At 64.0% G+C, this 26,144-nt stretch carries 25 protein-coding genes; 10 read left to right on the top strand and 15 right to left on the bottom strand.

The genetic code is table 11. The features are described from left to right. The first annotated feature begins 7 nt into the window (after positions 1-7). The 5 genes from QA642_RS24980 to QA642_RS24960 all read left to right on the top strand — a co-directional run bounded on the left by QA642_RS24980 (position 8) and on the right by QA642_RS24960 (position 3,319). On the top strand, positions 8-436 hold the full coding sequence (locus QA642_RS24980; protein WP_283079214.1) for a hypothetical protein: 429 nt from the start codon (positions 8-10) through the stop codon (positions 434-436). Beyond that, complete coding sequence (locus tag QA642_RS24975; RefSeq protein WP_283079213.1) at positions 433-858, top strand: hypothetical protein; 426 nt, start codon at positions 433-435, stop codon at positions 856-858. Before QA642_RS24980 ends, QA642_RS24975 begins: the two co-directional genes overlap by 4 nt. 69 nt (positions 859-927) lie before the next feature. Next, the gene (locus QA642_RS24970; RefSeq protein WP_283079212.1) at positions 928-1,326 is read left to right on the top strand and encodes a hypothetical protein; all 399 of its coding nucleotides are present in this window, start codon (positions 928-930) and stop codon (positions 1,324-1,326) included. A gap of 164 nt (positions 1,327-1,490) precedes the next feature. Continuing rightward, positions 1,491-2,489, top strand: a complete 999-nt coding sequence (locus QA642_RS24965) for a hypothetical protein (protein ID WP_283079211.1) — start codon at positions 1,491-1,493, stop codon at positions 2,487-2,489. A 344-nt stretch (positions 2,490-2,833) separates the two neighbouring features. After that, entirely contained in the window at positions 2,834-3,319 is a 486-nt protein-coding gene (locus tag QA642_RS24960) for a hypothetical protein (RefSeq protein WP_283079210.1), read from the top strand. 328 nt (positions 3,320-3,647) lie between these two features. Here QA642_RS24960 and QA642_RS24955 read toward each other — a convergent pair whose 3' ends face one another. From QA642_RS24955 to QA642_RS24935, 5 genes are all read right to left on the bottom strand, one after another. After that, positions 3,648-3,818, bottom strand: coding sequence for a hypothetical protein (locus tag QA642_RS24955; RefSeq protein WP_283079209.1), 171 nt, complete (start codon positions 3,816-3,818; stop codon positions 3,648-3,650). 92 nt (positions 3,819-3,910) lie between these two features. After that, positions 3,911-4,198 carry a hypothetical protein gene (locus QA642_RS24950; RefSeq protein ID WP_283079208.1) on the bottom strand — a complete coding sequence of 96 codons (288 nt, stop codon included), beginning with the start codon at positions 4,196-4,198 and terminating at the stop codon, positions 3,911-3,913. Between the two features lie 713 nt (positions 4,199-4,911). Further along, on the bottom strand, positions 4,912-5,235 hold the full coding sequence (locus QA642_RS24945; protein ID WP_283086970.1) for a hypothetical protein: 324 nt from the start codon (positions 5,233-5,235) through the stop codon (positions 4,912-4,914). 222 nt (positions 5,236-5,457) lie between these two features. Continuing rightward, positions 5,458-7,308: a dihydroxy-acid dehydratase gene (ilvD, locus tag QA642_RS24940; RefSeq protein ID WP_283079207.1), complete on the bottom strand. Its 1,851-nt coding sequence runs from the start codon at positions 7,306-7,308 to the stop codon at positions 5,458-5,460. 200 nt (positions 7,309-7,508) lie between these two features. Then, the gene (locus tag QA642_RS24935; protein ID WP_283079206.1) at positions 7,509-8,378 is read right to left on the bottom strand and encodes a VOC family protein; all 870 of its coding nucleotides are present in this window, start codon (positions 8,376-8,378) and stop codon (positions 7,509-7,511) included. 905 nt (positions 8,379-9,283) lie between these two features. Here QA642_RS24935 and QA642_RS24930 point away from each other — a divergent pair. Further along, positions 9,284-11,530 (top strand): TOMM precursor leader peptide-binding protein, encoded by a 2,247-nt coding sequence (locus QA642_RS24930; RefSeq protein WP_283079205.1) that lies wholly within the window; start codon positions 9,284-9,286, stop codon positions 11,528-11,530. Positions 11,531-11,624: 94 nt separating this feature from the next. Next, positions 11,625-13,001: a SagB family peptide dehydrogenase gene (locus tag QA642_RS24925; RefSeq protein WP_283086969.1), complete on the top strand. Its 1,377-nt coding sequence runs from the start codon at positions 11,625-11,627 to the stop codon at positions 12,999-13,001. A gap of 39 nt (positions 13,002-13,040) precedes the next feature. On the opposite strand, the gene QA642_RS24920 is transcribed toward QA642_RS24925, so the two are convergent. From QA642_RS24920 to pncA, 9 genes are all read right to left on the bottom strand, one after another. After that, positions 13,041-13,901: an ABC transporter permease gene (locus QA642_RS24920; RefSeq protein ID WP_283079204.1), complete on the bottom strand. Its 861-nt coding sequence runs from the start codon at positions 13,899-13,901 to the stop codon at positions 13,041-13,043. Next, complete coding sequence (locus QA642_RS24915) at positions 13,898-14,827, bottom strand: ABC transporter permease (protein WP_283079203.1); 930 nt, start codon at positions 14,825-14,827, stop codon at positions 13,898-13,900. Before QA642_RS24915 ends, QA642_RS24920 begins: the two co-directional genes overlap by 4 nt. After that, positions 14,827-15,819 carry an ABC transporter ATP-binding protein gene (locus QA642_RS24910; protein WP_283079202.1) on the bottom strand — a complete coding sequence of 331 codons (993 nt, stop codon included), beginning with the start codon at positions 15,817-15,819 and terminating at the stop codon, positions 14,827-14,829. The genes QA642_RS24915 and QA642_RS24910 overlap by 1 nt, the downstream gene beginning before the upstream one ends. After that, positions 15,816-16,799 (bottom strand): ABC transporter ATP-binding protein, encoded by a 984-nt coding sequence (locus tag QA642_RS24905; protein ID WP_283079201.1) that lies wholly within the window; start codon positions 16,797-16,799, stop codon positions 15,816-15,818. Before QA642_RS24905 ends, QA642_RS24910 begins: the two co-directional genes overlap by 4 nt. 3 nt (positions 16,800-16,802) lie before the next feature. Continuing rightward, positions 16,803-18,440 carry an ABC transporter substrate-binding protein gene (locus tag QA642_RS24900; protein WP_283079200.1) on the bottom strand — a complete coding sequence of 546 codons (1,638 nt, stop codon included), beginning with the start codon at positions 18,438-18,440 and terminating at the stop codon, positions 16,803-16,805. A 30-nt stretch (positions 18,441-18,470) separates the two neighbouring features. Next, positions 18,471-19,286 carry a sugar phosphate isomerase/epimerase family protein gene (locus QA642_RS24895; RefSeq protein WP_283079199.1) on the bottom strand — a complete coding sequence of 272 codons (816 nt, stop codon included), beginning with the start codon at positions 19,284-19,286 and terminating at the stop codon, positions 18,471-18,473. A gap of 479 nt (positions 19,287-19,765) precedes the next feature. Then, entirely contained in the window at positions 19,766-21,799 is a 2,034-nt protein-coding gene (locus QA642_RS24890; protein WP_283079198.1) for an NAD(+) synthase, read from the bottom strand. A gap of 136 nt (positions 21,800-21,935) precedes the next feature. Then, positions 21,936-23,045, bottom strand: coding sequence for an alpha/beta fold hydrolase (locus tag QA642_RS24885; RefSeq protein ID WP_283079197.1), 1,110 nt, complete (start codon positions 23,043-23,045; stop codon positions 21,936-21,938). A 16-nt stretch (positions 23,046-23,061) separates the two neighbouring features. Continuing rightward, positions 23,062-23,700 (bottom strand): bifunctional nicotinamidase/pyrazinamidase, encoded by a 639-nt coding sequence (gene pncA / locus QA642_RS24880; protein WP_283079196.1) that lies wholly within the window; start codon positions 23,698-23,700, stop codon positions 23,062-23,064. 254 nt (positions 23,701-23,954) lie between these two features. Here pncA and glk point away from each other — a divergent pair, with 254 nt between their 5' ends. From glk to QA642_RS24865, 3 genes are all read left to right on the top strand, one after another. Continuing rightward, entirely contained in the window at positions 23,955-24,935 is a 981-nt protein-coding gene (glk, locus tag QA642_RS24875; RefSeq protein WP_283086968.1) for a glucokinase, read from the top strand. A gap of 140 nt (positions 24,936-25,075) precedes the next feature. Beyond that, complete coding sequence (locus QA642_RS24870) at positions 25,076-25,279, top strand: hypothetical protein (protein WP_283079195.1); 204 nt, start codon at positions 25,076-25,078, stop codon at positions 25,277-25,279. Positions 25,280-25,425: 146 nt separating this feature from the next. Further along, a complete protein-coding gene (locus QA642_RS24865; RefSeq protein ID WP_283079194.1) occupies positions 25,426-25,581 on the top strand; it encodes a hypothetical protein in 156 nt (51 codons plus the stop codon). A gap of 128 nt (positions 25,582-25,709) precedes the next feature. Here the strand turns inward: QA642_RS24865 and QA642_RS24860 are convergent, their stop codons facing one another. Further along, a complete protein-coding gene (locus QA642_RS24860) occupies positions 25,710-26,087 on the bottom strand; it encodes a response regulator (protein WP_283079193.1) in 378 nt (125 codons plus the stop codon). Between the last annotated feature and the right edge of the window lie 57 nt (positions 26,088-26,144).

Genomic DNA, 26,144 nt, shown 5'->3' with positions numbered 1-26,144 from the left:
GTCTAGCATGGCAAAATCGACCAAAAAGCCCGCTGTCCCGTCACAAGTAAAAATTGATTTTATAAAATCAAACTTCTATAGGGTTGTACGGGGAGATGGTGTTTTTGGAGGGCTTAACCCGAATGGAACAATCCATCTTGGCGTGTACAGCGAAAGAGTACCGTACCCCCAGCAGATCCTTCACGATGTTGAAAACGGGCAGCTCCAGCCCGAAGACGTGAGCCGTCGGGTTGGCCGCGGCGCGAACGTCCTAAGAGAGATGGAAGTCGGAATTTCCATGGATGTTGCTCAGGCGATAGTTTTGAGAAATTGGCTTGATGAAAAGCTATTGCTTTATCAGCAGCTTGTTGGTCCACTGCCCGAGATCCCCGAGGCGCCCACCGTAAATGCGGGTCCTGTTAACTCTACTAAAAATCGGAAGCGAAACCTCCAATGAGCACAAGTGGTACTCTGCCCAGCCACTTCAATCCTCGCGTTGCTGGATTGGTCTCGCAAGGCGTTGCGCCTACTCGACCTCGCTTGATTTTGCGCGACGCGCAAGATGCAGCTTTTCGTTCTACAAAGGGGCAGCTGGTTGCATCTGAATTCAAGAAGCACAAGAAGAAATGGCTATCGGAAACGATGTACTACTCGTCACCGGTAGATCGGTATTTACATGAGAGCTACGCTCGCATCATCGGCTTGGGCTGGCCCGCCGTCCCGCATATCCTTCGCAGCCTAGCCGAAACTCCCAACGACTGGTTTTATGCTTTGCGTGCAATTACAGGCGAAAATCCTGTCTCGGATTCCATGGCCGGCGACGTTGTGCAGATGGCTCAGGCCTGGGTCGCTTGGGGAAAGGCTCGCGGCCTGATCTGACCAGTGCGGAGGCCTAAGCACATTAAAAAGCATCCGCAGTTGCCTTCTCTTTGGAAGGGCAACAATGATGTGACCAGTGATATCGACCCCCGGTACAACTGCATCGCCTATGCGGCAGGTGAAACTCACCGTCGATGGTGGCCGATCTTTCATCCCGATTATTACTGGCCTCCGGGCGCGCCGAAGATCAACTCGATCGCGTCTTTTGTCGCAGCATTCCAGACCCTAGGTTACGTTGAATGCGTAGACGGGACCTTCGAAAAGGGCTTTGAGAAAGTTGCTTTCTACGCTCTGAACGGCGTCCCAACGCACGCTGCGCGCCAGATCGGCTCTGGAAAGTGGGTGAGCAAACTCGGAGACGGCTTTGATATACAACACCTGCCGGACGCCGTTTCCAGTGGAATTTACGGACAAATCGAAAAGTATATGAAGCGCCCTATCCCTGCTCCTTCGAAAGGGAACAAATAGGCTTCGAGGCCCGGCGAGCAATATCTAGCGAGCACGAATTCGATTCGACGGCCCTCTCCATCGGCTCGCCTACTAAGGCAAAACAGCGGGCCGATTCGCCAATATCAGGCCCCGACTCAGGAGCGCCCTTCCGCAGCGCAATTCTGCGCTTTGTGGAGGCGAGCATGTCTGTCCCGGCATCGACCAACTGCGCGGTCTGTCCTCATCAAGCCGACTGTCAAAAGCTCGGCACCTGTCTCGATGAAATCAACACCGCTCAACTGGCGACAAGGAGGAGTTGTCCTTATCCCACGTTGATGACGCCGGCGCAGGTGCTGGAATGCATGAAGGCGCTGCAGGATGGTCTCACGCTTCGGCGCATCACCGGCGGCGGCAAGGCGGGCAAGATGATCGTATCGCTTACGAAGTTTAAGGCGCATTGCGTTGCCTACCCGGAGTGGGGAGCCGATGCAATGCGGCTTGTGAAGGCCAATGCGAAAGCCGCGGACGCACTGAAATCGCCCAAGTTGTACAAGCTTCGTTGCAAGCACGGTCACTCGCTAGCTCTCAGGTACACTTACCGCAGGTACGGTTATGTGTGCCGAGGCTGCCGCGGGTGCGATAGGCATCGAAATGCCAACGCGGGTGTGCTCAAGCCGGGGCAGATCGAACGAGCTACAGCTGCTCTGCGCAACGGAGCTACCATCAATCAGATCATCCACGGACGACCGACAGGCGGCAAGTATTACGATCGGAAATTGATACTGATTCACCCTTCAGTTTTCTACCGGTATCGGCGAGCCAACCCCGAATACAATCGGCTTGTGCTCGACGTGCTCGAAGCCAGGATTTGCCTGCGCAATCCGACATCGATCGTCGCAGCAGGGACGTTCCAATACGTTTGGGATCCAGCAGATGCTCATGCGATCCCTGCGATGATACCGGACGGCTTTCCCGGGAAGAACGACGTTGTCCAATCGATATTCGTCGGACTGATCGAGGGGCGCTTAGATCGTGCCCAGTTGAAGCAGCACATCAGGTGGTTCTTGAAGGACTACAACCGGCAGCACCCTGGGAAGTTCGCGAAATTTGGCAGCGGCCGATTGGTATCGCTGGATGAGGCTCGCTTTGAGGACGGCTCCGGCACCATAGGCGACAATGTCACCCGGGGCCTTTGGGATTAGGCGCGCCGAGGCGCCCCAAGAGGGGGTGGATTTTTAACCAAATCAGTGGTGCACTGAGAGCGGAGCCTAGAAACTCCCGCCGAAAGCCCTCGCCGGGGCTGGGTAGGCACCAGGGCGATGGCAGGGCGATCCTTGCCGGGATCAACTGTCGCCATCGAGACGTGAACGCGCTGGTTTGCCGCCAGCGTGAACGGCACCACTATGCCGGGAAGGCGGCGGCTATACAAGACCCGAAAGGGGAAAGCCGTCGCGCGTCGTCTCTGGCGGCGTTTCTAGCTTCCCGGCGCCAGTGCTGCCCACTGGCACCCGGCCCTAGAAAGCCGGTCTTGATCCAGAGAACCACCATGCAAACCAAACGTGCCCTAGACGCCCCAGCGGAATCCGCTGGTGAGTTCGCCGCGCTCGCGGCCGCCGTACACCCCGCCTGGCACCAGGCCATCATACGACTCGCTAATTCAACAGAGCGGGTGGCCTTTCGCCTTGAGGCGTTCATGGGTATGCCCCTTGACCGCGGAATGGCTGGCTGCGCCCGGGAGCTGATTAAGGATCTGATCGATTTGTTAGACCAGCTCGACGCCGATCCGGACCTGGAGCCCTCGTGCGGCGTGGCCTATGGTCAGCCGCCTGGCGCAGATGAATGCGAGCCGCCCGAGGACGACGAGTATAGCGGCGACGAGCACGAGCCATCCCTTGGTGCAGTTCACTCCCTGGATCAATCCCATGCCTGGAAAGGCAGGACTGACGACATCGAGCGGGATGACGCCGACAGCGAGGACGACGACCCTGATGAGGCGAAGCAGCAGACACCGGAAATGTGCCCGTGCGCCTGATCAGGCTTTTGCTCGCGAGGCTCTGCTTCAAGCTGAGCATTCGCCTCGCCATAGCCGGCGCGGCGATCAGCGGGCTTAAGGCGGCGCCAGCACCGACCTTCCCCGCGTATCATTGCTGAAGAGGAAGGCCGCAGCGAACGCAACGCTGCGGCCTCTGTCATTCCAAGAAAGACCCGGGTGAAACGATCTACGTGAACTATGCGCCAGCCCCGGTGTGCCGACTTTTCCCGGCGCTCTTCGTTCCCGCTTTAACAAACGTGAATCCTATGGCAACCGGCATATGGGTTTGCCGGTTCGCGCTGGCCCTCCGGCTTTCCTTCGCTCGCCATCACGGTTCATCCGGGGGAAGTTTCGCGAGCAGGTGGGGCCAATTGCGTGCAACGATCGCGCGGATCTCCGGGTCGATGACCTCAATGGTGTCGAAGCTTTCGATCTGCAACCGAAGTGCTTCAAGTTGATCGGGATCGAGCGGCTGTCCCTGATAGAACTCCATAGGCATGATAGCCTCCGATCAGAGCTCGTACGCCATACGCATGCACCCGCAAATAAGATCGCCGGGGCGTTTTTGCGAGTCGATCAGGGCAGCCGTTCCTAGCGGGTGTTTCGTAGGCCCATGATTGCAAGCCTCGGGTTCCCGCGCTCAAAGTCCGGCCGAACGTCGGCGCCGCGATACCCGCAGCCTTGGCAGACAGACCGCGGCTCGAGATCAGACAACCGAACGTCATCCGGCCACTGATCAGCGCTCAGCGCAACGTGGTGGCCGCAATGGCAGTAGACCAGCACGCCCCGCAAGCCCATCTCGCGCATCTCGCCGAACGTGATCTTGAGCGGCCGGCCATCAGGGTGCGTAGGCGTATGGCGTCGTACAGGGCGAGGCATGCCGCCATCGAAGCGCGGCGCAGGCGAGAGTCAAATTATCGATTCCTAGCGGCGCAGAGCAATCGCGAGCCACTGCCTGTCGTGGGTGTGGAGAACTCAGTCCTTCGGCTTACGCCAGCGCGGCCATAGCTCGCGAATGATGATGCCGAGCACCATTCCTAGGATCAGGCCGATAAGCGCTTCCATCGTTCGCCCCTGCTCGCGTTGGGCCAAACGCCGGTTGCTACCGGGATTGCTACCCAACTGGTTGGGACGACGTAGAATGAGCAAGGACGAAAGCAGCGCTGACCTGGCATTTTGCCAGACAAATCAGCATCTAACGGGACAATGCCGGACTAGCCGGCATGGCCGTTTCAGAATTTCAAGACCGGTGCCTTAAACCACTCGGCCACCCTTCCAAACCCGGAATGGCTGTCGCTTAACGCAGTCGGTGGCGCAAGGCAACGCGAAGTTGGCGCCCTCGCCTCGAGCCCCTCCACCCAGTCCTCTGTCAGGCGAGCGTCAGGCTGTTCCTTTAGCTTCAGGCAACGCGTCGGCCACCGACACAGGTCGGCCGCTCAGCAATCCCGAACGCTGGCGACATCTCCCAGGGCGTCGCTGGTTGCGAGGCCCGGTTTGGATTCGCCTCCGTTTCCGGGCCTCGTTCGCTGCGCCCAAAAGCAATGCGGCGCCCCGGGGGAGCGCCGCATCAAATTCTTCGTTGCTGCCTTGGCTCAGTAGCCGCAGGACGCGCAGCCCATCTGCACCGGGGCGTAATAGGAATAGCCGGGCGAGACCATCTCGACCCGCTGGCGCGTCGCATATTGCGGCGGGATGCGCTCGTACTGGACACCCGGCGGCGCGACCATCACGGTCTGCAGCACCATCACGGTACGGTACTGCGCCGGCGTGCGATGCGCGACCACGGCGCCCGGCGACACCATCACGGTCTCGTCGAATGTGCGGTATTGCGGCGCGACGTATTGCTGCTGGTAGCAGGTCTGGCACGGCGGCGGCGCGTAGCAATTGTAGCAGCCGGCCGAGGCTGCGCCCGTCATCGAAATCGCGGCGACGGCCGTGGAGAAAACAACAGCGAGAGTACGAGACATTGTGGTGGCGCCCCAGTTGCCCGAAATGGATTTGCGAAGGTCGCGCGCAATATACGCCGCAAAATCCTGGGCTGCCGAAGTTCGTCGGGGCATCCTTAATGCGAACGGCCGGCTTGCGCCGGCCGTTCAGAACTTATTGACTATGCGCACGCCGTGCGAACCGCGCAATGCTCAATTCGAGCGGCGCTTCACCTCGCGCACCGCGCCGCGCGCGGCGCTGGTGGTGAGTGCGGCGTAAGCCTGCAGCGCGGTGGAGACGTTGCGCTTGCGGCCCGTCGCCTGCCAGGCGACATCGCCCTTGGCCTCTTCCGCAGCGCGGCGGCTGGCGAGCTCCTCGTCGGAGACCTCCAGCGTGATGCTGCGGTTCGGGATGTCGATGGCGATGACGTCGCCGGTGCGCACCAGACCGATGTTGCCGCCTTCGGCGGCTTCCGGCGACAGATGGCCGATCGACAGGCCGGACGAGCCGCCCGAGAAGCGGCCGTCGGTGACGAGCGCGCAAGCCTTTCCGAGGCCCATCGATTTCAAATAGCTGGTCGGATACAGCATCTCCTGCATGCCGGGGCCGCCGCGCGGGCCTTCGTAGATGATGACCACGACCTCGCCGGCCACGACCTTGCCGCCCAGGATGCCTTCGACGGCCGCGTCCTGGCTTTCGAACACGCGCGCCGGGCCGGAGAATTTCAGGATCGAAGCGTCGACGCCGGCGGTCTTCACGATGCAGCCGTCCTGCGCGAGGTTGCCGTAAAGCACGGCGAGACCGCCGTCCTTGCTGAAGGCGTGTTCGAGATCGCGCACCACGCCCTTCTCGCGGTCGGCATCGAGCTCGTCGTAGCGGCGCTCCTGGCTGAAGGCGACTTGCGTCGGGATGCCACCGGGCGAGGCACGATAGAAGGTGCGCACCGCCTCGCTCTTGGAGCGCTTGATGTCCCAGCGCTCCAGCGCATCGTTCATGGTCGGCGCGTGCACGGTCGAGACCGAGGTGTCGATCAGGCCGGCACGGTCGAGCTCGCCGAGAATGCCCATGATACCGCCGGCGCGATGCACGTCCTCGACATGCACGTCGGCGACCGACGGCGCGACCTTGCAGAGCACGGGCACGCGGCGCGACAGGCGGTCGATGTCCTGCATGGTGAAGGCCACCTGCCCTTCATGGGCGGCGGCGAGCAGATGCAGCACGGTGTTGGTCGAGCCGCCCATCGCGATGTCGAGCGTCATCGCGTTCTCGAACGCCCTAGAGTTCGCGATGTTGCGCGGCAGCACCGAGGCGTCGTCCTGCTCGTAATAGCGGCGGACGAGATCGACGATGGTGTGGCCGGCCTCGACGAAAAGGCGCTTGCGGTCGGCGTGGGTTGCGACCACGGAGCCGTTGCCGGGCAGCGCGAGGCCAAGCGCCTCGGTCAGGCAGTTCATGGAATTGGCGGTGAACATGCCCGAGCAGGAGCCGCAGGTCGGGCACGCCGAGCGCTCGATCACCTTGACGTCCTCGTCGCTGACCTTGGAGTCGGCCGCGGCAACCATGGCGTCGATGAGGTCAACGGCCTTGGTCTTGCCCTGCAGCTTGACCTTGCCGGCCTCCATCGGGCCACCCGAGACGAACACGGCAGGGATGTTGAGCCGCAGCGCCGCCATCAGCATGCCGGGCGTGATCTTGTCGCAGTTGGAGATGCAGACGAGGCCGTCGGCACAGTGCGCGTTGGCCATGTACTCGACGCTGTCGGCGATCAGCTCGCGCGACGGCAGGCTGTAGAGCATGCCGTCATGGCCCATGGCGATTCCGTCGTCGACCGCGATGGTGTTGAACTCTTTCGCCACGCCGCCGGCCTGCTCGATCTCGCGCGCAACGAGCTGGCCGAGGTCTTTGAGGTGGACGTGGCCGGGCACGAACTGGGTGAAGGAGTTGACGACCGCGATGATCGGCTTGCCGAAATCCGCGTCCTTCATGCCGGTCGCGCGCCAGAGGCCTCGGGCACCCGCCATGTTGCGGCCGTGGGTGGTGGTGCGGGAGCGATAGGCTGGCATGGCGGTTTCCGTCCTCGGGTTTGGGTGCCTGAGCGGGAAAATGTGGAGCCGCCTCAGGCCTTTCCGGCCGGATAGCGCACAGGGTGGTCAGGTGCAACGGGAACTTGGGCCGGACAGGGCCGGATCGGCCTTTCGCAGGCCTCCCCTGCTCCCGGCGCGGGCTATTGCAAGGTCGCGTCAGCGCCGGACAGACGCTGTCGCTAGGTCTTCGGCTTGGGCAGCACAATTCTCCCCTGGGAGGCAACGCCGCCCCACTTGGCGGACCAGCCGATTTCCGAGCCCGAGGATGGCTCAACGCTTGTCTGACCTCGGGCGCCCTGCAATGCAAACAGGGCACCCTGGGGATCGACACATCGTGCGATCCAGCAGCCATCGGGCAATTCGATCGGACCCTGGAGGATCCGGCCTCCGCCAGCATTCACATGTTTCGTGGCAGCACCGATGTCGTCGACATTGAAGTAATGCAGCCAGCTCGGCTGCGCTACGCTCGGAAGTTTGGTGAGCATGCCGCCGACCGTCTGCCCACCCGCCGAAAACAATTGATACCAGGCCGCTGGTTCGCTTTGAGCGTCGGCCTTCTGCCAGCCGAATAGTTCTCTGTAGAAGTCGAAGATCACGGCCCGGTCGGCGGCCAGTAACTCATGCCAGCCTACGCGCCCCGGCTCGTCCAGCCGGCCCGGTTTCCGTCGGCCATATGTTGGCTCTTGGATCAGCCCGAAGGTCGCCTTCTGCGGATCGGCAACGACCGCTATGCGGCCAATATTGGTGTCGGTCGGCGGCACAAGGATCGTGCCTGCAAGACGCCTGATCTGCGCGGCGGTTGCGTCCAGGTCGTCGACGGAGACGTATCCCATCCATCTCGGCGTCGCCCCCAATCTCCGCCCCTCTTCCGGGATATCCATAAGTCCGCCCAGCGGAGCGCCGCCGCTACGAAACAGCATGTAAGGCAGTTCCGGGGTCGACTCATCCTTCACGCCCCAGCCGAGAGCCTTGCGATAAAATGCGCCTGCCGCCGCGACATCCGTGGTCAGGAGTTCATACCAAGCGAAACGCCCTGATTGATCTGCCACGCGGATCTCTCCGTTTAGGATTCGATGCGCTTGCGGCACTGCACCAAGCTGCACGCGCACCAAGAGCGCCGATCGTTGATGCCTTGCGTCAACTGGCCGTGCCGATGCCGTTCATGAAGATGAATACATTCTGAACGCGCAACGGCGCGCTTTTGTGCGCGTAATTCTTGCTCGTGTTATTTCCTGAGCGTAGACTTACCGCGGCTGGGATGCTTCTTGCAATGCTCGGAGGTTTGACCATGCGGCAGGCGAAGAGGACGTCTAAAGGGAAGAAGCGAGTCACCAAAGTCGCCGTGCCGGCGTTCGGAGCCGCAGGGTTGACGTTCTCGCTGGCGGGAGGCGCATCGGCGTCCGCCGTGCCGACACCCGACGTACAACAATTGCCGCACCTTGGAACAGGTCAGGCAATCACGCTCGATGAAGAGGAAATGGCTGACGTCAGCCTCGCCACCTTCCATCTCTTCGACAAGGAAAACGCCGGCAGCCGCGTGCAGCTGGCATGGCGCGGATGCGGCGGTTGCCGCGGCTGCGGAGGCTGTCGGGGTTGCCGTGCTTGCCGATGTGGCGTCGGTTGCCGATGTGCAGGTTGTGCAGTCGGCTGTGGCGTTGGTGTGATCGGATGCGCCGTATCATGCGCAGGTTGCTGCGCATCGTGGGGCCGCTGCCGCTGGTGCTAAATCGCGGCGCGCTCCGAATGTCAAATTCACGGGTTGATGGATCATTGGCCGGCCTCGAGAAAAGGGGCCGGCCAATTGCTTGATTTCGCTACGACGGTTGCATCGGCGGCTTGCGGGTGACAGCTGAATTCGTTTCAATTCTCTGGGAAAACGCCGGCGCGCGGTCGCGACGATCGGTCTTGCGCCGAGGATCCCGCGTGACGGCAACAGGATCAGCGTGCTGACTCAATGACTGCAACTCGCAAGACCCGCGTTGCGCGGCAGACCCGCAAAGACATTCTCCGATTTGCACCGAACTTCACCGCTTACGTCCTGCCTCCCGATGCGGTTTGCCTCTATTCCGAGGATCGCAAGTTCTTCCTGCACGGCGAGCTCTACTGTGCCTTGGCCTCCGCGATCGGAAAACATGGCAAGGCTTGGCCGGAGATCATTCGCCAGCTCTCGAAGCACTTTCCGGCCGAGAAGATCGAGGAAGCGATCAAGCGGCTCCTCGATCGCCGATATATCGTTGCGCGGACCTCGAAAGCATTTGACGATGCCGTCGGCGGTTTCTTGGCAAGCCTCGGCATGCCCCTGGAGATCGCGGAACAGAATCTTCGCGATTGCCCCGTGCAGGTCGAGGCGATTGACGTCAAAGGCGCCAAGGAGCTGACCGCGGCGTTGAGCAAGCTCGGTGTTCAAATCGCCAAGCGAGCGCCGAAGCTCACGATCACGCTGGCGAACGACTATCTCGATCGGCGACTCGCCGAACTGAATCAGGAACGTGTGGCCGGCAAGACGCCCTGGTTGCTGGTACAGCCATCCGGCCCGTTTCCGCTGGTCGGGCCTGTGTTCAAACCGGGCGAGAGCGCCTGCTGGACCTGCCTGTTCGATCGCATGATCCGCAACCGGGAGATCAAGGGGTTTCTCGACCGGGGACCGGCGCGTGCGGTTGCCACATCGCCGCTCGTCAGAGAAAGCGTCGGCCAGACTGGAATCCATTTTGCGGCCGTCGAGATCGCCAAGGCAATTGCCTCGGGCTTTCGCACCGATCTGCGCGATCACATCGCCAGCTTCGACCTGACCGGCGCCGCCATCGCCAAGCACTACGTGACGCGACGTCCGCAATGTCCGACCTGCGGCAGCAGGAAGCTGAACAATCCGCGCCGATCTCCGGCCCTGGTCGAGATTGCCGAGGGCAAGAGGCTCGTCATGACCAGCGGTGGATACCGGACCGTGACATCGCGCTCGACCGTGTCGCGCTTCCGCAAGCATGTGAGCCCATTGACGGGCGTGGTGTCCAGGCTCGAGCGAATCGACGTCGACCTGCCGATGAACACCAACTATTTCGCCCAGCATAATTTCTCCGCACCGGCCCACAGCATCGACCAGCTCAGGTCCGGATTGAGCGGCGGCAGCTTTGGCAAGGGCTCGACCGCCGAGCAGGGCGAAGCCAGCGCGCTGATGGAATCGATCGAGCGCTATTCGGGCATTTTCCAGGGCGATGAGATCAGGACGACGCGTCGATTTGCCGATTTCGCGCCTGGCGAGGCGCTTCTTCCCAACGATGTCCAGCTCTTCAGCGAAACGCAGTTCAAGAACAGGTTTCTGCAGCGACCGGACGATCCCCATCCGGTGCCCGAACCGTTCGATCCCTCGACGAGGACCGAGTGGTCGCCGGTCTCATCGCTGCGCGACAAACGCTTCAAATATCTGCCGACGGGCCTCCTGTATTTCTTTTATGGCGGCTTTCATACGGATTCCAACGGCTGCGCGGCCGGCAACACCCGCGACGAAGCGATTGTCCAGGGCTTCCTCGAACTGATCGAGCGCGATGCCTACGCGATCTGGTGGTACAACCGGGTGCAGCGCGCCGAGGTCGATCTCGAGCAGTTCGACGATTTCTATGTCCGGGATCTCCAAACTCAATTTGCAGAAGCCGGTCGCAAGCTTTGGGTGCTCGACATCACCACCGATCTCGGCATTCCGACTTACGTGGCGATCATGCACTGGATGCAGAATGGACACGAGAATATCGAGTTCGGTTCCGGCGCGCATTTCGATCGCCGTATAGCGCTGCTGCGCTCCCTCACCGAGCTGACCCAATTCATGTCCGTCGGCATGATGGGTGGTGCGAGCGGCGAGAAGCCGACCCTCGACGGTGTCACACCGCTGCGCCTCGAAGACTACCCGTTCCTGACACCGAGCGATCGCCCTATCGTCCCCCCGGCGCCGAGCCTCAAGCTTCACGACAATACACGAGACCAGGTCATCGCCTGCGTCGAGATCGCCGCCCGTGCGGGCTACGATTTCCTGGTCCTCGACCAGACACGTCCCGACGTCGAGGTTCCGGTCGTCAGAGTGCTCGTTCCCGGCCTGCGTCATTTCTATCGTCGCTTCGCACCGGGGCGCCTTTACGATGTGCCGGTGAAGCTCGGATTGTTGGACCGGCCGCGACCGGAAAGCGATCTGACCTCATTCCTTCCACACACCTGAAGGGTTGCTCTTCGTGCGCGCTCCCCGGAAAAAGCCGACCAGGAAGATCGCGCCAGACATCGCCGCCCGATTGAGCCATCGCTTCTCCCTCCAGATGCAGCCGGACGGAAACATCGCCGCCTTTCTGGACGACTATTCCGTCAACCTCGGACAATTCAGCGCCGCCGCGATGGACCGCGCGCGAGATCTGAACACCGGGCTTCCGCTCGCTTCGTTTGCGGGCAAGAGCACCGTCGCCAGGGAAATCGACGCCCTGGTGCATCGCCTGGCGCGGCAGGGACTTCTGGAATACCGCCTCTCCTCTTCGCGTAACACGCAGGACTTCGTGGTCATCGAGCCTCAAGTCCCCGACTACTGGCCGCGGCGCGCGAAGCTGGGCAGTCGGGACACCGTTGTGTTGTCGCGCTTTGCCTATCTGCGCCGGCGCGGCAATGAGATGGTGCTGGAATCGCCGCGCGCCGGCGCGCTGTTCCGGATTGGCGATCCCGCCATCGCCGCCACCCTTGCTGCGCTGTCGCAGCCGCGGAAGATCGGCGAGCTCAACAAGAAGATGGTTTCCTCCACTCTCCATCTGCTCGAACTGTTGCTCGACAGCCAGATCCTGCTCAAGCTCGGTGCGAAAGACGGAGAAGGCCTGCGGGTGAACGAAGGCGACGGCAACCTCGTACTCTGGGATTTCCACGATCTGGTGTTTCACACGCGGAGCACGGAGGGTCGGCAAGCCAACCCGGTCGGCGCCGCCTTCACCTATGCCGGCGTCGTTCCGCCGTCGCCGGCGGTGCGTCCGCCCTGGACCGGCAACAAGATTGACCTGCGCGAATTCTCCTCCCCGGAACCGCACTCACGCTTCCCGAAGCTGTTGCGCGAACGCCATTCAACACGGGATTTCGACGACAAGAATCCGGTCACGCTCGGCGAACTCGCGCAGTTTCTCGACACCACCGCGCGCGTCGTGTCCGAATGGAAGAGCGGGCCGTATTTCGAGGGCGGTCCCGAGGTCACCTACAGCACAAGGCCTTATCCGTCGGCGGGCAGCGCGTACGAGCTGGAATTGTACCTTACCGTCGCCAACTGCGACGGGCTTGCGCGCGGACTCTACCACTATGATGCAGGGAGCCACGCGCTGGTCGCGATCAGTGCTTCCCCCCAACAGCTCCAGGCGCATTTGGCGGCTGCCCAGTTCGCCATGGACGCGCCGGGTCAGCCACAAATCCTCATCACGATCGCGGCGCGTTTTGCGCGGGTCTCCTGGAAATACAGCTCAATCGCATATTCGTTGATCCTGAAGGATGTCGGCAGCCTGATTCAGACGCTTTACCTGGCGGCGACCGATATGGGCCTCGGCGGCTGCGCCATTGGCAGCACGAACATCGATCTGTTCGCGAAAATGACGGAGTTGGAATTCCATATCGAGGGCCCGGTCGGTCAATTTGCGCTCGGGCGCGGCAGGACGCCGGAGGTCCAAGGCTAGAAGCGGCGGCAAAACGGCGAACAGCTCAAGCCAGTCGCGCTATTGCAGCGTCGGATCGAGCCGGTCGCGCAGCCAATCGCCGATCACGGAGACCGCCAGCGTGGTGACCACGATCGTCGTGGCCGGCGCCAGCATGATCCAAGGGGCGCGGGTCAGGTATTCGCGCCCGTAGCCGACCATGTTGCCGAGGCTGGTCATCGGCGGCTGCACGCCGAGGCCGAGGAAGGACAGGCCCGATTCCATCAGGATCACCTCGGGGAACACCAGCGTGGTCGAGACGATCAGAGTGGAGGCGATGTTGGGCAGGATGTGCCGCAAATAGATCCGCGACGGCGTCGCCCCTAGCTGGCGGACGGCTGCGGCGTAACCTTGCGCATTGGCGGAGATGGCAAGGCCGCGCGCGATGCGGGCGTAGCGCTCCCAGCCGAACAGGCCCATCAGGCCGATCAGCAGCGGCAGCGAATTGCCGAAGAAGGCGAGCACGGCCAGCGCCATGATCAGGAACGGCATGCTGGCCTGGAAGTCGGTCAGCATCAGCACGAGCTGCTCGACTACCCCGCGGAAATGCGCGGCGAGGAAGCCGAGCGTGGTGCCGACCACGGCCGAGATCGCGGTCGCGCCGAAGGCGATCAGCAGCGAGATGCGGATCGAGACCAGGAGGCGCGACAGCACGTCGCGGCCGAGTTCGTCGGTGCCGAGCCAATGCGCGACGTTGCCGGGCGCGGAGAGCCGGTTGCGCAGGTCGAGCTGGGTGAAGCCGTAAGGCGCGATCTTCTCGGCGAAGGCCGCGATCACCAGCATCGCCACGATCCAGGTGATCGCGAGCGCGACCGAGACCGGGATCGCCGGCAGGCTAATGCGGCGGCGGGTCGTGGTGTCCTTTAACGCCGCGTCGGTCATGCGTGCGCTCCCTTGCCACGCAGGCGCGGATCGAGGAAGCCGTAGAGGAAGTCGACGATCAGGTTGGACGTCACCATGGTCAGTGCGACCAGCAGCAGGATGCATTGCACGACGGCGAGGTCGCGGTTGGCAACGGCGACGACGAGCAGGCGCCCTACTCCCGGCCAGGCGAACACGCTCTCGACCACGACCGCGCCCGCGATCAGCGTGCCCACCATGAAGCCGAGAATGGTGACGGTCGGGATCGCCGCGTTCGGCAGCGCGTGCGACGTCACCACCTTGCGCCACGGCACGCCCTTGGCCGACGCCGTGCGGATATAGGGCTGGCCCAGCACCTCCAGCATGGCGCTGCGGGTGAAGCGCGCCAGCACGGCGGCGCCGCCGAGGCTGAGTGTCGTGATCGGCAGGATGGCGTGGCGCCAGCTATCCTGTCCGCCCGAGGGCAGCCAGCCCAGCTGCACGGCGAAGACGAGCACGAGCAGTAGCGCCAGGACGAAGCTCGGCACGGTGAAGCCGGCGACCGCCGTGATCATCACGGCGCGGTCGACGGCGGAGCCCCGATGCAGCGCGGCATAGATGCCGGCGGGAATGCCGAGCGCGACCTTGAACACGAAGGCCGGCAGCGTCAGCGCAAGCGTGGCCGGGATGCGCTCCAGCACCAGCTCGATCGCGGGCCGTCCGTCGCGCATGGAGCGACCGAGCTCGCCCTTGGCAATGGCGCCGAAGTAATCGAGATACTGGAACCAGATGGGATCATCGAGGCCCCAGGCCTTGCGGAAGGCCGCGAGGACTTCCGGCGGCGCCTCCGGACCCAAAATCATCAGCGCGGGATCGCCGGATAGCCGCAGTACGACGAAGGCGAAGGTGACGACGAGAACGATCGTCAGGGCCGCGCGTCCAATGCGAATGGCGAAATAGCGTCCCATCAGGCCGCGTCCCGCGTTTCGGCCTGCGGCCCCGTGACGAGATGGCAGGCGACCTGCCTGTCACTGCCGACCGCTGAGAGCGCCGGCACCTCGCTCTTGCATCGCGCAATGGCGCGCGGGCAGCGCGGGTGGAAGGCGCAACCGAGAGCCCGCGCCGCCGGGTTCGGCGGATCGCCTGAAAGCACGATGCGGCCCGCGCTGCGGCGGCCGGGTGCGGGTGATGCCGAGACCAGTGCCTGTGTGTAGGGATGTTCGGGGCGCGCAAAGAGATCGTCGGCGCTGCCGATCTCGACGATGCGGCCGAGATACATCACGGCGACGACATTGCTGATCTGGCGGACGACGCGCAGATCGTGGCTGATGAACAGCAGTGTGAGCCCAAGTTGCGCCTGGAGATCGCACAAAAGGTTCACCACCTGCGCCTGGATCGAGACATCGAGCGCGCTGACAGGCTCGTCGCAGACCAGGAAATCCGGCTTGGTCGCCAGCGCCCGCGCCAGCACGATGCGCTGGCGCTGCCCGCCGGAGAGCGCGCCCGGATAGCGCGCGCCATGCGCGGGTGTCAGCTCGACCGCGCGCAATAGTTCGCGCACGCGATCCTCGCGCTCAGCGAGTGTGCCGAGGCCGTGAATGTCCAAGGGCTCGCGGATCTGGGTGGCGACCGGAAGGCGGCGGTCCAGTGCGCCCAACGGATCCTGGAAGATCATCTGCATGCGCGCCCGCTGCGCGCGCCACGCAGCCGTTCCCGGCGCGGCCATCGGCTTGCCGCCGAACCGCACTTCGCCGCGATCAGGCGGCTCGAGGCCGAGCACGATGCGGCCGGTGGTCGATTTGCCCGAGCCGGACTCGCCGACGAGGCCGAGCGTCTCGCCCCTGGGAATGGTCAGCGACACGCCGTCCACGGCATGCACGGCGGTAGCTCGGCCGAACATTCCGGAGCGCATGGAATAGCTGCGCGAGATCGAGGACACCTCGACGAGCGGCGCGCTCATTCGGCGGCGATCCCGAGCAGCGCGCGGCGCGAGGCTTCGGCCCGGATGCAGGCGACCGCGCGATCCTCCGCGATCGGCGCGAGCGTCGGCACGCCAAGGCCGCACGCCTCGGCTGACAGCGCACAGCGCGGCGCGAAGGCGCAGCCATCAGGCATGTGCGCTGGATCGGGCACGGTGCCGGGAATGGCGGTGAGACGGCGGCGCGGCCCGTCGAGCGGCGGCAGCGCGCCGATCAGGCCCTGGGCATAGGGATGCACGGGATCGGCAAAGAGCTGGTTGCTGGGCGCCTGCTCGACGATGCGGCCGGCATACATCACCGCGACGCGGTCGCAGTTTTCGGCAACGACGCCGAGGTCGTGGCTGATCAGCACCATCGCCATGCCCATCTCGCGGCGGATGCTGGAAAGCAGCTCCAGAATCTGCGCCTGGATGGTGGCATCCAGCGCCGTCGTCGGTTCATCCGCGATCAAGAGATCGGGATTTCCTGCGAGCGCCATCGCGATCATGATGCGCTGGACCTGGCCGCCGGAGAATTCGTGCGGATAGGCGGACAGCCGCCGCGCCGCATCGGGAATGCCGACCAGATTGAGCAGCCGCAGTGCTTCCGCTTTGACCGCTTCGCCCTGGAGATCGCGATGCAGCGCCAGGGCCTCGCAGAGCTGCTTGCGGATGGTGAGCACCGGATTGAGCGCGCTCGCCGGATCCTGGAAGATCATGGCGACCCGCCCGCCCCTGACCTGATCGAGCTCGGAGGCCGGCGCGCCGAGGATCTCGTGCCCGTCGAGCCGCACCGAGCCCGAGACCTTCGCGTGCCTCGGCAACAAGCCGAGCGCGGCTAACCATGTCACCGACTTGCCGGAGCCGGATTCGCCGACGAGGCCGAGGGCCTCGCCCTTGCCAAGAGTGAGGTCGACACCGCGCAACACCGCCACGCCGTTGAAGGCGACGCCGAGGTCCCGGATGCTGACCAGCGGCGACACCGCTTAGGCCTCGAAATTGCCGGCGCGGAAGTCCATCGCGAACGCCGGCGCCGCCTTCCACTTGATCGATTTCGGCTTGGCCGTGAAGGTCGCGTTCTGATGCAGCACCGTGTAGGCGGGATCCTCGCGCTCGGCGATCTCCAGCATGCGGTGGAATGCCTTCTTGCGCGCCGCGCGATCGGTCGAGGTCTCCAGGAATTCGGACAGCTTGTTCAGCTCGACGTTGGTCCATTCGCCGATCTGCTGCTGCTGGCCGTTCGGTCCGTGCTGGGCGACCAGTGAGGAGACGGGATCGTTGAAGGCGGCCGAGTTCGACCAGTCGCGCACGGCACGGGTCGGCGCACGCTCCATGATCTGCGACCAGTTCTCCTTGGTCTCGATTTGCACGTTGAGGCCGACCGACTTCCACATCTCGACCAGGATCTGCGCGGTCGCGACCTGGTTGGTGTAGTAATTGTTGAGCAGGCGGTATGGAATCGGATCGCCCTTGTAATTGGCCTGCTTCAAGAGATCCTGCGCGAGCTTGGGATCGTAGGCCGGCACGCTCCAGTCGGCGTTGAACATGTCGCCGTAGAACTCCCACTGCAGGCCCTTCGGCACGCGGGTGCGGCCGGCCCAGAGGCTGTCGACAATCGCCTGGCGGTCGATGGCGTGGGTGAAGGCGCGCCGCACCAGCGGATTGGCGAGCACGGCGTGGTTCTTGTCGAACACGGTCAGGCGGTGATTGAGGATGGTGCCGCCCTGCACTTCGAACGCTGCGTTCTTCTCGATGCCGGCGATCTGGTCCGGCGGGATGTCGCAGGCGAACTGGTATTCGCCCGAGAGCAGGCCGTTGATGCGGCTCGCGACTTCAGGGACTTCGAGGAAGCGGATGCGCTTGAGCGGCGGGCGGCCGCCCCAGTATTCGTCGTGGGCTTCCAGCGTCAGCGACACGTCGGGCCTGAGCTCGACCACCTTGTACGGGCCGGTCGTAACAGGCTTGCGCGCCCAGTCGAGATAGCTTGCGGATTCTTCCCAGGCGCGGCGGTTCATGATGTCCGAACCGTAGCGCTGGAGCCGGCCTTCGATCGTGACGTCGGGCGTCGCGTTGTAGAAGCGCACGGTGTATTTATCGACGGCATCGACGCGCACGAGGTCCGGCCAGATGCGGCGGGCGACGGCGGGCACGTCCGGCGGCAATTCCTTGCCCGGGCGCGGCGTCGGAATCTTCTCGAAGGCCTGGATGGTGGTGCGGCTCTTGGCCTCGGTCTCGCCGAACATGCGCTCGCGGCTGAAGGTGAAGACGACGTCCTCGGCCGTCAGCTCGTCGCCATTGTGGAACTTGACGCCCTGGCGCAGCTTCAGCTCGACGGTCTGGTCGTCGATGCGGCGCCATTCGGTCGCAAGCCCCGGCACGGCCTCGAGGTTGCCGCGCCAGTTCTTCGAGATCAGGCCTTCCCAGATCGAGGAGAAGAACACGCGCTCGCCGACATTGGACTGCTCGCGCAGCACGTCGAGCACGTTGGCGTTGGTCACTTTCTGCACGGCGATCGTGACCGAGGGACGATTGTCGCCCTGCGCGATCGCAAAGCGCGGCAGCAGCAGTGTGCCAGCGGCCGCGCCGCCGGATTTCAGGATGGTGCGACGGGTGAACTTGCTCATGACGATAACCCCTGCCCTTTGTGGGATCGGCTATTCCGCGAGACCGAGCGCGGCGAGATGCGCGGCGCCGGCGCGAACGTGGTCGTGGTTGCGCAGCTCGAGGATCAGCCGCGGATTGGACGTCAGCCGGCCAAGTGCGCGGAACACGGCGACCCACGGGATGTTGCCTTCGCCCGGCGCCCAGTGGCGGTCGGCAAAGCCGTCGGTGTCCTGGAGATGGACATGCGTCAACATGTCACCGGCGGTTTCGACGTAGTAGTCGACCGGCGGCGCGCCGGTGGAGATGTGGGCGTAGTTGGCGTGGCCGGTGTCGAGCGAGACGCGGACCTTGCTGCTTTCGAGCGCCTTGGCGAGCCGCACGCGGTCGCGCGGATCCTTGTCCTCGATGTTCTCGATCACGATCTCGCAGCCGGTCGTCTCGGCGCGTGCGATCACCTCGGCGAGCGTCGCCTTGACGCGCTCGACGAGATTGCTGCGGTTGTCGGGAGAGAGATCGAGATTGTTGTAATCCCAGGTCGTGAACGGCGAATGGATCACCATCTGTGTCGCGCCGAGGAACTCGGCGGCATCGAGGCCCTGAAGCAGGCGCTTCGTCACGGCCTGGCGGATCATCGGATCGTGGCTGTCGATCTTGAAACCCCAGAACGGGCCATGAATGCCGAGACGGCCGGTGTGGCCCGACAGCATCTGCTTGATCTCGGTCGCGGTGCTGCGCCAGTCGCTGTCGAGCAGGTCGGCGCGGAAGAAATCCTGGATTTCGAGATCGCGCTGCCGTTCCAGAAGCCAGTCGCGGTGGGCGGGGATCGATTTGATGGACAACGCTGCGCCCAGCACCGGCTTCGACATGGCTTGCTCCCTTGACCGTCGGCGATGACGGGAGCAGCGCTAGACCAGTTCAATGACAGGCCCGTGAAACCGAGATTCCGCAGCGTCGAGCAGATGTGGACATCCCGCGCATCGCCAGCATCGATGTTGTGCAGCGGCGCTGGGGCCGATGCAGGCAGGTGCAACTTGCCACAGAAGCAAGTTGAATCGTGTCCGTAGTGATCCGGAATGGAATCCTATTTCGATGTCGCGTACATCGCGGGACATCGATCGGCGGCCACTTCCAGGGGCATCACCCTCTGATCGCGCAACATGGGGTTGGGGGACCACATGGGGCGGGGGATTGAAGGCTGGGGCAAGGTGACGAGGTCCGGACTCCTAGGCACTCCGGACCTCGGAACTTTCAGCATCGAATGCAGTTTCGCGCCGCCGGCTTGATCAGCCGCGCGGCGCGAAATCTTTTCAGGCTGCCCTATCCGATCAGTATTTGCCCGATCAGATCATTTCGGCACGTTCCGCTCGAGATCCTCGAGCCAGGCCGCTGCGCTCGAATCCGACGGCGCGCGCCAGTCGCCGCGCGGCGACAATGAGCCGCCGGCCGAGACCTTCGGCCCGTTCGGCATCGCCGAGCGCTTGAACTGGCTGAAGGCGAAGAAGCGGCGCAGAAACACCTCGAGCCAGCGCCTGATCTCCGGGAGATCGTAGGCCTTGCGCTTGTCGGCCGGGAATGCAGGCGGCCATTCGCCGCTGGCGACATCCTTCCAGGCGTGCTGCGCCATGAAGGCGATCTTGGACGGCCGCAGGCCGAAGCGCAGCGTGTAGAACAGGTTGAAGTCCTGCAGCTCGTAGGGGCCGACGGACGCTTCCGTGCTCTGCGGCGTCTCGCCGGGCTTGACCGGAACCAGCTCCGGCGAGATTTCGGCCGACAGGATCGACGCCAGCGTCTTGTTGACGTCGCCGGAGAACTGTTCTGAGGCGATCACCCAGCGGATCAGATGCTGGATCAGCGTCTTCGGCACCCCCGCATTGACATTATAATGCGCCATCTGGTCACCGACGCCGTAAGTGCACCAGCCGAGCGCGAGCTCGGAGAGATCGCCGGTGCCGATGACGATGCCGCCGTGATGGTTGGCGAGCCGGAACAGATAGTCGGTGCGCAGACCCGCCTGCACGTTCTCGAAGGTGATGTCGTAGACCTTCTCGCCCTTGCCGAAGGGATGACCGATGTCCTTCAGCATCTGCGTCGCCGTGGTGCGGATGTCGAGTTCCTGCCAGGTCGTTTTGAGCGCCTTCATCAGCGCCAGCGCGTTGATCTTGCTCTCGCTGCCGGTGGCAAAGCCCGGCATGGTGTAGGCCAGGATGTTTTCGCGCGGCAGGCCGAGCAGATCGACCGCCTTGGCGGCGACGATCAGCGCGTGGGTGGAATCGAGGCCGCCGGAGACGCCGATCACGACGCGCTTGGTGCCGGTGGCGCGCATGCGCTGCACGAGACCTGCGACCTGGATGTTGTAGGCCTCGTAGCAATCCTGCTCGAGCAGGCTCTCGTCGCTCGGCACGAATGGAAAGCGCTCGATCCTGCGCTGGAAGCCGATGTCGGCCGCCGGCGGCTTCAGGGCAAAGGTGATCCTGCGATAGAAGCCTTCGCGCTGGCGGCGGTTGTCGTCGAACGTGCCCATGAGGGCGCGTTCCTGCCTCAGCAGGTCGAGATCGACGTCGGCCGTGGTGATCTGGCCGCCCTGGCGGAACCGCTCGCCCTCGGCCAGCAGCACACCGTTCTCGTAGATCGAGGTCTGGCCGTCCCAGGCCAGATCCGTGGTGGATTCGCCGGCCCCCGCGGCGGAATAGACGTAGGCCGCAAGGCAGCGCGCCGAGGTCGACTGGCACAGCAGCGCGCGCGAGCGCGCCCGGCCGATCGTGATCGGGCTGCCCGACAGATTGATCAGCACGCTCGCGCCGGCAAGCGCCAGCTCCGAGGCCGGCGTCACCGGGATCCACATGTCCTCGCAGATCTCGACGCCGATGGTCAGGCCCGGCACGTCCTCGGCCGCAAACAACAGGTCGGCGCCGAACGGTGCGTGCAGCCCGCCGAAGGTGATCGTCTCTCCGGCGAGACCGGCGCCGGAGGCGAAATGCCGTCCCTCGTAGAATTCGCGGTAGGTCGGCAAATAGCTCTTCGGCACGACGCCGAGGACATTGCCGCGATGGATGACGACGGCGCAATTATAGATGCGGTTGCCGAACCGCAGCGGTGCGCCGACGATCAGGACGGTCATCAGCGCCGAGGAGGCCTCGACGATCGCGGCGAGCCCGCGCTCGACCGCATCGAGCAGCGGATCCTGCTTCACGAGATCCTCGATCGCGTAGCCGGACAGGCACAGCTCGGGAAACACGGCGACCGCCACCGACTGCTCGTGGCAAGCATTCGCCGCCTCCAGCACGGCCTTGGCGTTGGCCGAGGGATCAGCGACATGGGAGGTGGTGACGCAGGCCGCCACGCGCGCAAATCCGTGGGCGTAGATCGAATGGAAAGTCATCGCGTACCCTTAAATCTCGTCACGGCCGGTGCCGACGGCTCTGGACTCTATGTAACCCATCGACCCCGCTCCGTGCAGGCCATCCGCCATCATGCATAACGGATTTGCGCGCCGGCCCGGCCGGCGCCTGGCGCAGTCAGGCGCTGCGGGCCAGCACGCCCGAGAGGTCGTCGAGCAGCCATTCGGCGATCCGCGGCCAGGCATGGGCGTGGGTCCGCGCCCCCATGAACAGGCCGAGATGATCGCTGGGCTCGGAGGCCGCCGCGATGAAGGCTGGCGGCGTGCCGACGAGGTTGGCGGTGGCGAGCGCCTGTGATGCCGGCACCACATCGTCGTCGAGCCCGGCCAGCAGGAAGAGCGGCGCCCTGACGTTCTTCAGATCGACCGCACGGCCGAGAGCGGTGAAGCTGCCGGCGGCAATCCGGTTTTCGCGGAATATCCAGTTGACGATCTCGAGATAATACCTGCCGGGCAGGTTGAGCGTCTCACTATTCCAATGAGCGAAGCGTGCGAGCAGCGCCCCGCCCTCCTCGTCGGTGAGGTCCTTCTGCAAGGCGGCTGCGATGTCCTCGCGGCTCGGCGCCTTGGACCAGAACAGCAGCATCTCCTCGCCGCTGACATTGCCGCCGCCGCGCGCGACGAGGTGCTCGTAGACCAGCTCGGGCGCATTGCGGGCGAGGCGCGACAGCTCCGAGTCGATCGCAAGATCGACCGGTGCGCCTGCCAGCACCAGCCGCCGCACCTTGGTGGGAAAGCGCGCCGCATACAGCAGCGACAGCCAGCCGCCCTGGCACAGGCCGATCAGATCGACTGGCGCGCCGATCTCGTCGATGGCGAGGTTGAGATCGGACAGATAGCTGTCGATCGAGAGATAGCGCATGTCGGGCGTAGCCGAACGCCAGTCGGTGAGATAGACGCGGTCGATGCCGCCGCTTTGCAGGGACTGCACCACGCTGTGGCCGGGCGCGAAGTCGGCGATCAGGGCGCGATGCAGCGCATAGGGCGCGCAGACCAGAGCCGGCTGGCCGGAGCGCGTTCGCGAACAATCGCGCAGGCGCATGGTCGCAAGCTCCAGCGCGACGGAGTTGGGTGTCGTCCATGGCAGGCTGCTGTCGTTCTGCTCCGGCGAGGCCCGCTCCAGCCACCAGAAACAGGCGTCCATGGCGAGCCGTGCCGCCGTGAACGGCCACTGCAGCGCCTCGTCCGAGACCGGTCCGCCCTTCTGTTTACCTGTCGTCTCCACCATGGCTATCTCACGGGCCTTACAGGAACGCCTCGAGGCTGACGACCGAAATGCCGAGCTCCCTGAAACTGTGATGGGTCGCGGCCACGGAGCCGCCGAGATCGATGCCGCGGCAGGCGTCCTCGATGACGGCGACCTCGAACCCGGCCTTGCGGGCATCCTCCGCCGAGAAGCGGACACAGAAGTCGAGCGCGAGACCTGCGACGAACACGGTCTTCAGCTCGCGTTCGCGCAAATAGCCGAGCAGGCCGGTCGGCGTGCGATGGTCGTTCTCGAACAGCGCCGAATAGGAATCGATGCCGCGGCGAAAGCCCTTGCGCACGACGAGACTCGCGCAGGCGACGTCGAGGTCGCGATGAAATTCGGCGCCCGCCGTGCCCTGCACGCAATGCGTCGGCCACAGCACCTGGGTGCCGTAGCCGAGCGCGACGGTCTGGAACGGCTGCTTGCCCGCATGGTTCGGCGCAAAAGAGACATGGTCGCGCGGATGCCAGTCCTGGGTCAGCACCACATTGGCGAACTTTTGGGCAATCCGGTTGATCGCCGGGACGACCTTCTCGCCGCCGGGAACGGCGAGCGCTCCGCCGGTGCAGAAGTCGTTCTGCACGTCGATCACCAGCAGCACGTCGCGGTCTGTAATCTTCATGCAGGGTCTCATTCCATCTGCCCGGCACTGGGGGTGCGGCACGCCCAATGTCGATCTTCCCGCGCTGCTTCGCAACCAACCAAGCGTAGCGCGTTCGGTTCAAATTGGCGGCCGATCGGGCCCGAAATGAAACGCTTTGCCCGCGTCCGTGTTGACTAGCCGCACCCAAGGGCGGATTCTCTGATATCCGCAGCATGCGGACTTGCGTCGATGGAGCGGAGGAAGAGGTTTCCCGCAGCTGCCAAGGCTGCGGAGGCCGGATGGTCATGACGATCGGCAGGACAGGACAGATTCTTCTCGCCGATATCGGCGGCACCAATGCGCGCTTCGCGCTGAGCCAGGACAGCGGAAGCCAGGGCGCTGGACCGATCGACTATGTGAAGGTGGCTGATTTTCCGACCGTCCGGGAAGCCATTGTCGATGTCCTCGCGCGCAGGACCGGCGGCGTGCCGCCGCAACGCGCCGTGCTGGCCGTGGCGGGGCCCGTCACCAACAACCGCTGCGTCATGACCAACAGCCCCTGGGTCATCGACGGCAACGAGCTCCAGCCCGCCCTCGGCATGGGCAGCGTGCACGTGCTCAATGATTTCGAGGTAGTGGCCTGGTCCCTGCCCGCCCTGGAGCCTGCCGACCTGATCCCGCTCGGCGGACAGGACGGCCTGCCCGGAGAGCCGTTGCTGGTAGTCGGGCCTGGAACCGGCTTCGGCGTTTCCTGCCTGGTCGAGCGCCACGGCGCACGGCTGGCCGTCGTGACCGAGGCGGGACACGCCACCCTGCCGGCGGAGAACGAGCGCGAGGAGCGCGTGATCGCCTGCCTGCGCCGACGCCTCGGTCATGTCTCCATCGAGCGCGGCGCGCTGTCCGGCTCCGGCCTGCAAAGCCTCTACGGGGCGCTGGCCGAGGTCGACGGCGCCCAGGTGCCGCACCGCGATGCGGCCGCCATCACCAAGGCGGCGCTCGAGGGCAGCTGTCCCGTCAGCCGCGCGACGCTGGAGATGTTCTGCGCCATCCTCGGCTCGGTCGCGGGCAATCTCGCGGTCACCTTCGGCGCCCGCGGCGGCGTCTTCATCGCCGGCGGAATCGTGCCGCGCTTTCCGGAGTTCCTCGCAGCCTCCGCCTTCCGGGCGCGCTTCGAGGCCAAGGGCCGCTTCCAGGACTACTTGCGCAACATCCCGACGCGGCTGGTCACCAAGCCCGATGCGAGCTTCCTCGGCCTGAAGATGTTCGCCGACCACAATCCGGATTGAGAGACGAGCGACCTCTTCCGGTTCCAGTAATTCACAGCTGATTGCAGCGCGCACGCGGTTCCACGCAGGATCGTGCTTGCCCCTTCGTTTCCGATGAGAAACAATTCGCGGAGTGTGTAGCGTAGTTGCGGGGGCGTGACATGCGCAAGCAGGACCTAGGCTTCGACTATCACCGCTATCACCGCCTGCTGACCGAGGCGGACGACGAGGACAAGCGGCTCGCCCTGATCGAGCTCCTGATCGAGGAAAAGGCCCGCGACCGGCTTGCGGCGCAGCGTGCCTCGGACCGGGCCGCCATGACGGCTCACACCATCGCCACCGTGCTGAAGAACGGCCGCAGCTGAGGCTCGGCGATCCCGTAGCGGCGGTCGAATGCGCGATCGGATTGCGATTCCGTTAACGATCCCTCGAAAGCTCGCGTCAAACTTTTTGCTCTAAGAGTTCCCCTCACCTGATGCAATTCAGGATCAACACAAAGGGGGGAATGAACATGAGCATGATTTCGCTCACCGCGATGCCGGCTGCCACCGAAACGCGTATTGCCGATTCTGCCTTCAAAGCTATCCTGCTGTTCTGCTGCATGGGCCTCGTCGCCTCGTTCAGCCTGATGGCGCGCGGCATCGACCTCAGCGCCGGCCTGATGTGACGTTGAATTAGACTATTGGAATTAGATTATTGGAATGAGATTATTGCGCGGAATGGCCGCCCTCTCCCGGGCGGCCATTTTCGTTGGCGGCGCGTTCGCCGTCGCCAGCGCGGCGCGTTCGCCGTCGCTCAATGCGGTGCCTTCACTGTTGCTTCCGGAAACATCGAATCGATCATCGCCTTGAGCTGATCGATCGAGATCGGCTTGCGCAGGATCGGCCTGCGCCGGAGCAAGGACGGCAGCAGCTCCGGCCCGTAGCCGGTGGCGAACAGGAACGGCTTTCCGCGGCGCTCGATCAGATCGGCGACGGGATCGACGTAAACGCCCATCAGGTTGATGTCGAGGATGGCCATATCGTACTGCGCGGTCATGGCAAAGGCGCTGGCGTCGCGGACATTGTCCGCTTCCGCGACGACGTGGTGGCCGAGCTCCTCCACCATGTCGGCGATCATCATCCGGATCAACGCCTCGTCTTCGACCAGGAAAACGGAGAGTCCGTCCGCCATATCAACCCCGCAGTCAGCTTGCGAAGCTAATCATAACCGAATTGCGGAGAGGATTCA

The sequence above is a fragment of the Bradyrhizobium sp. CB2312 genome (assembly GCF_029714425.1).
Lineage (GTDB): Bacteria > Pseudomonadota > Alphaproteobacteria > Rhizobiales > Xanthobacteraceae > Bradyrhizobium.
This window is presented reverse-complemented; position numbering and strand designations above follow the sequence as displayed.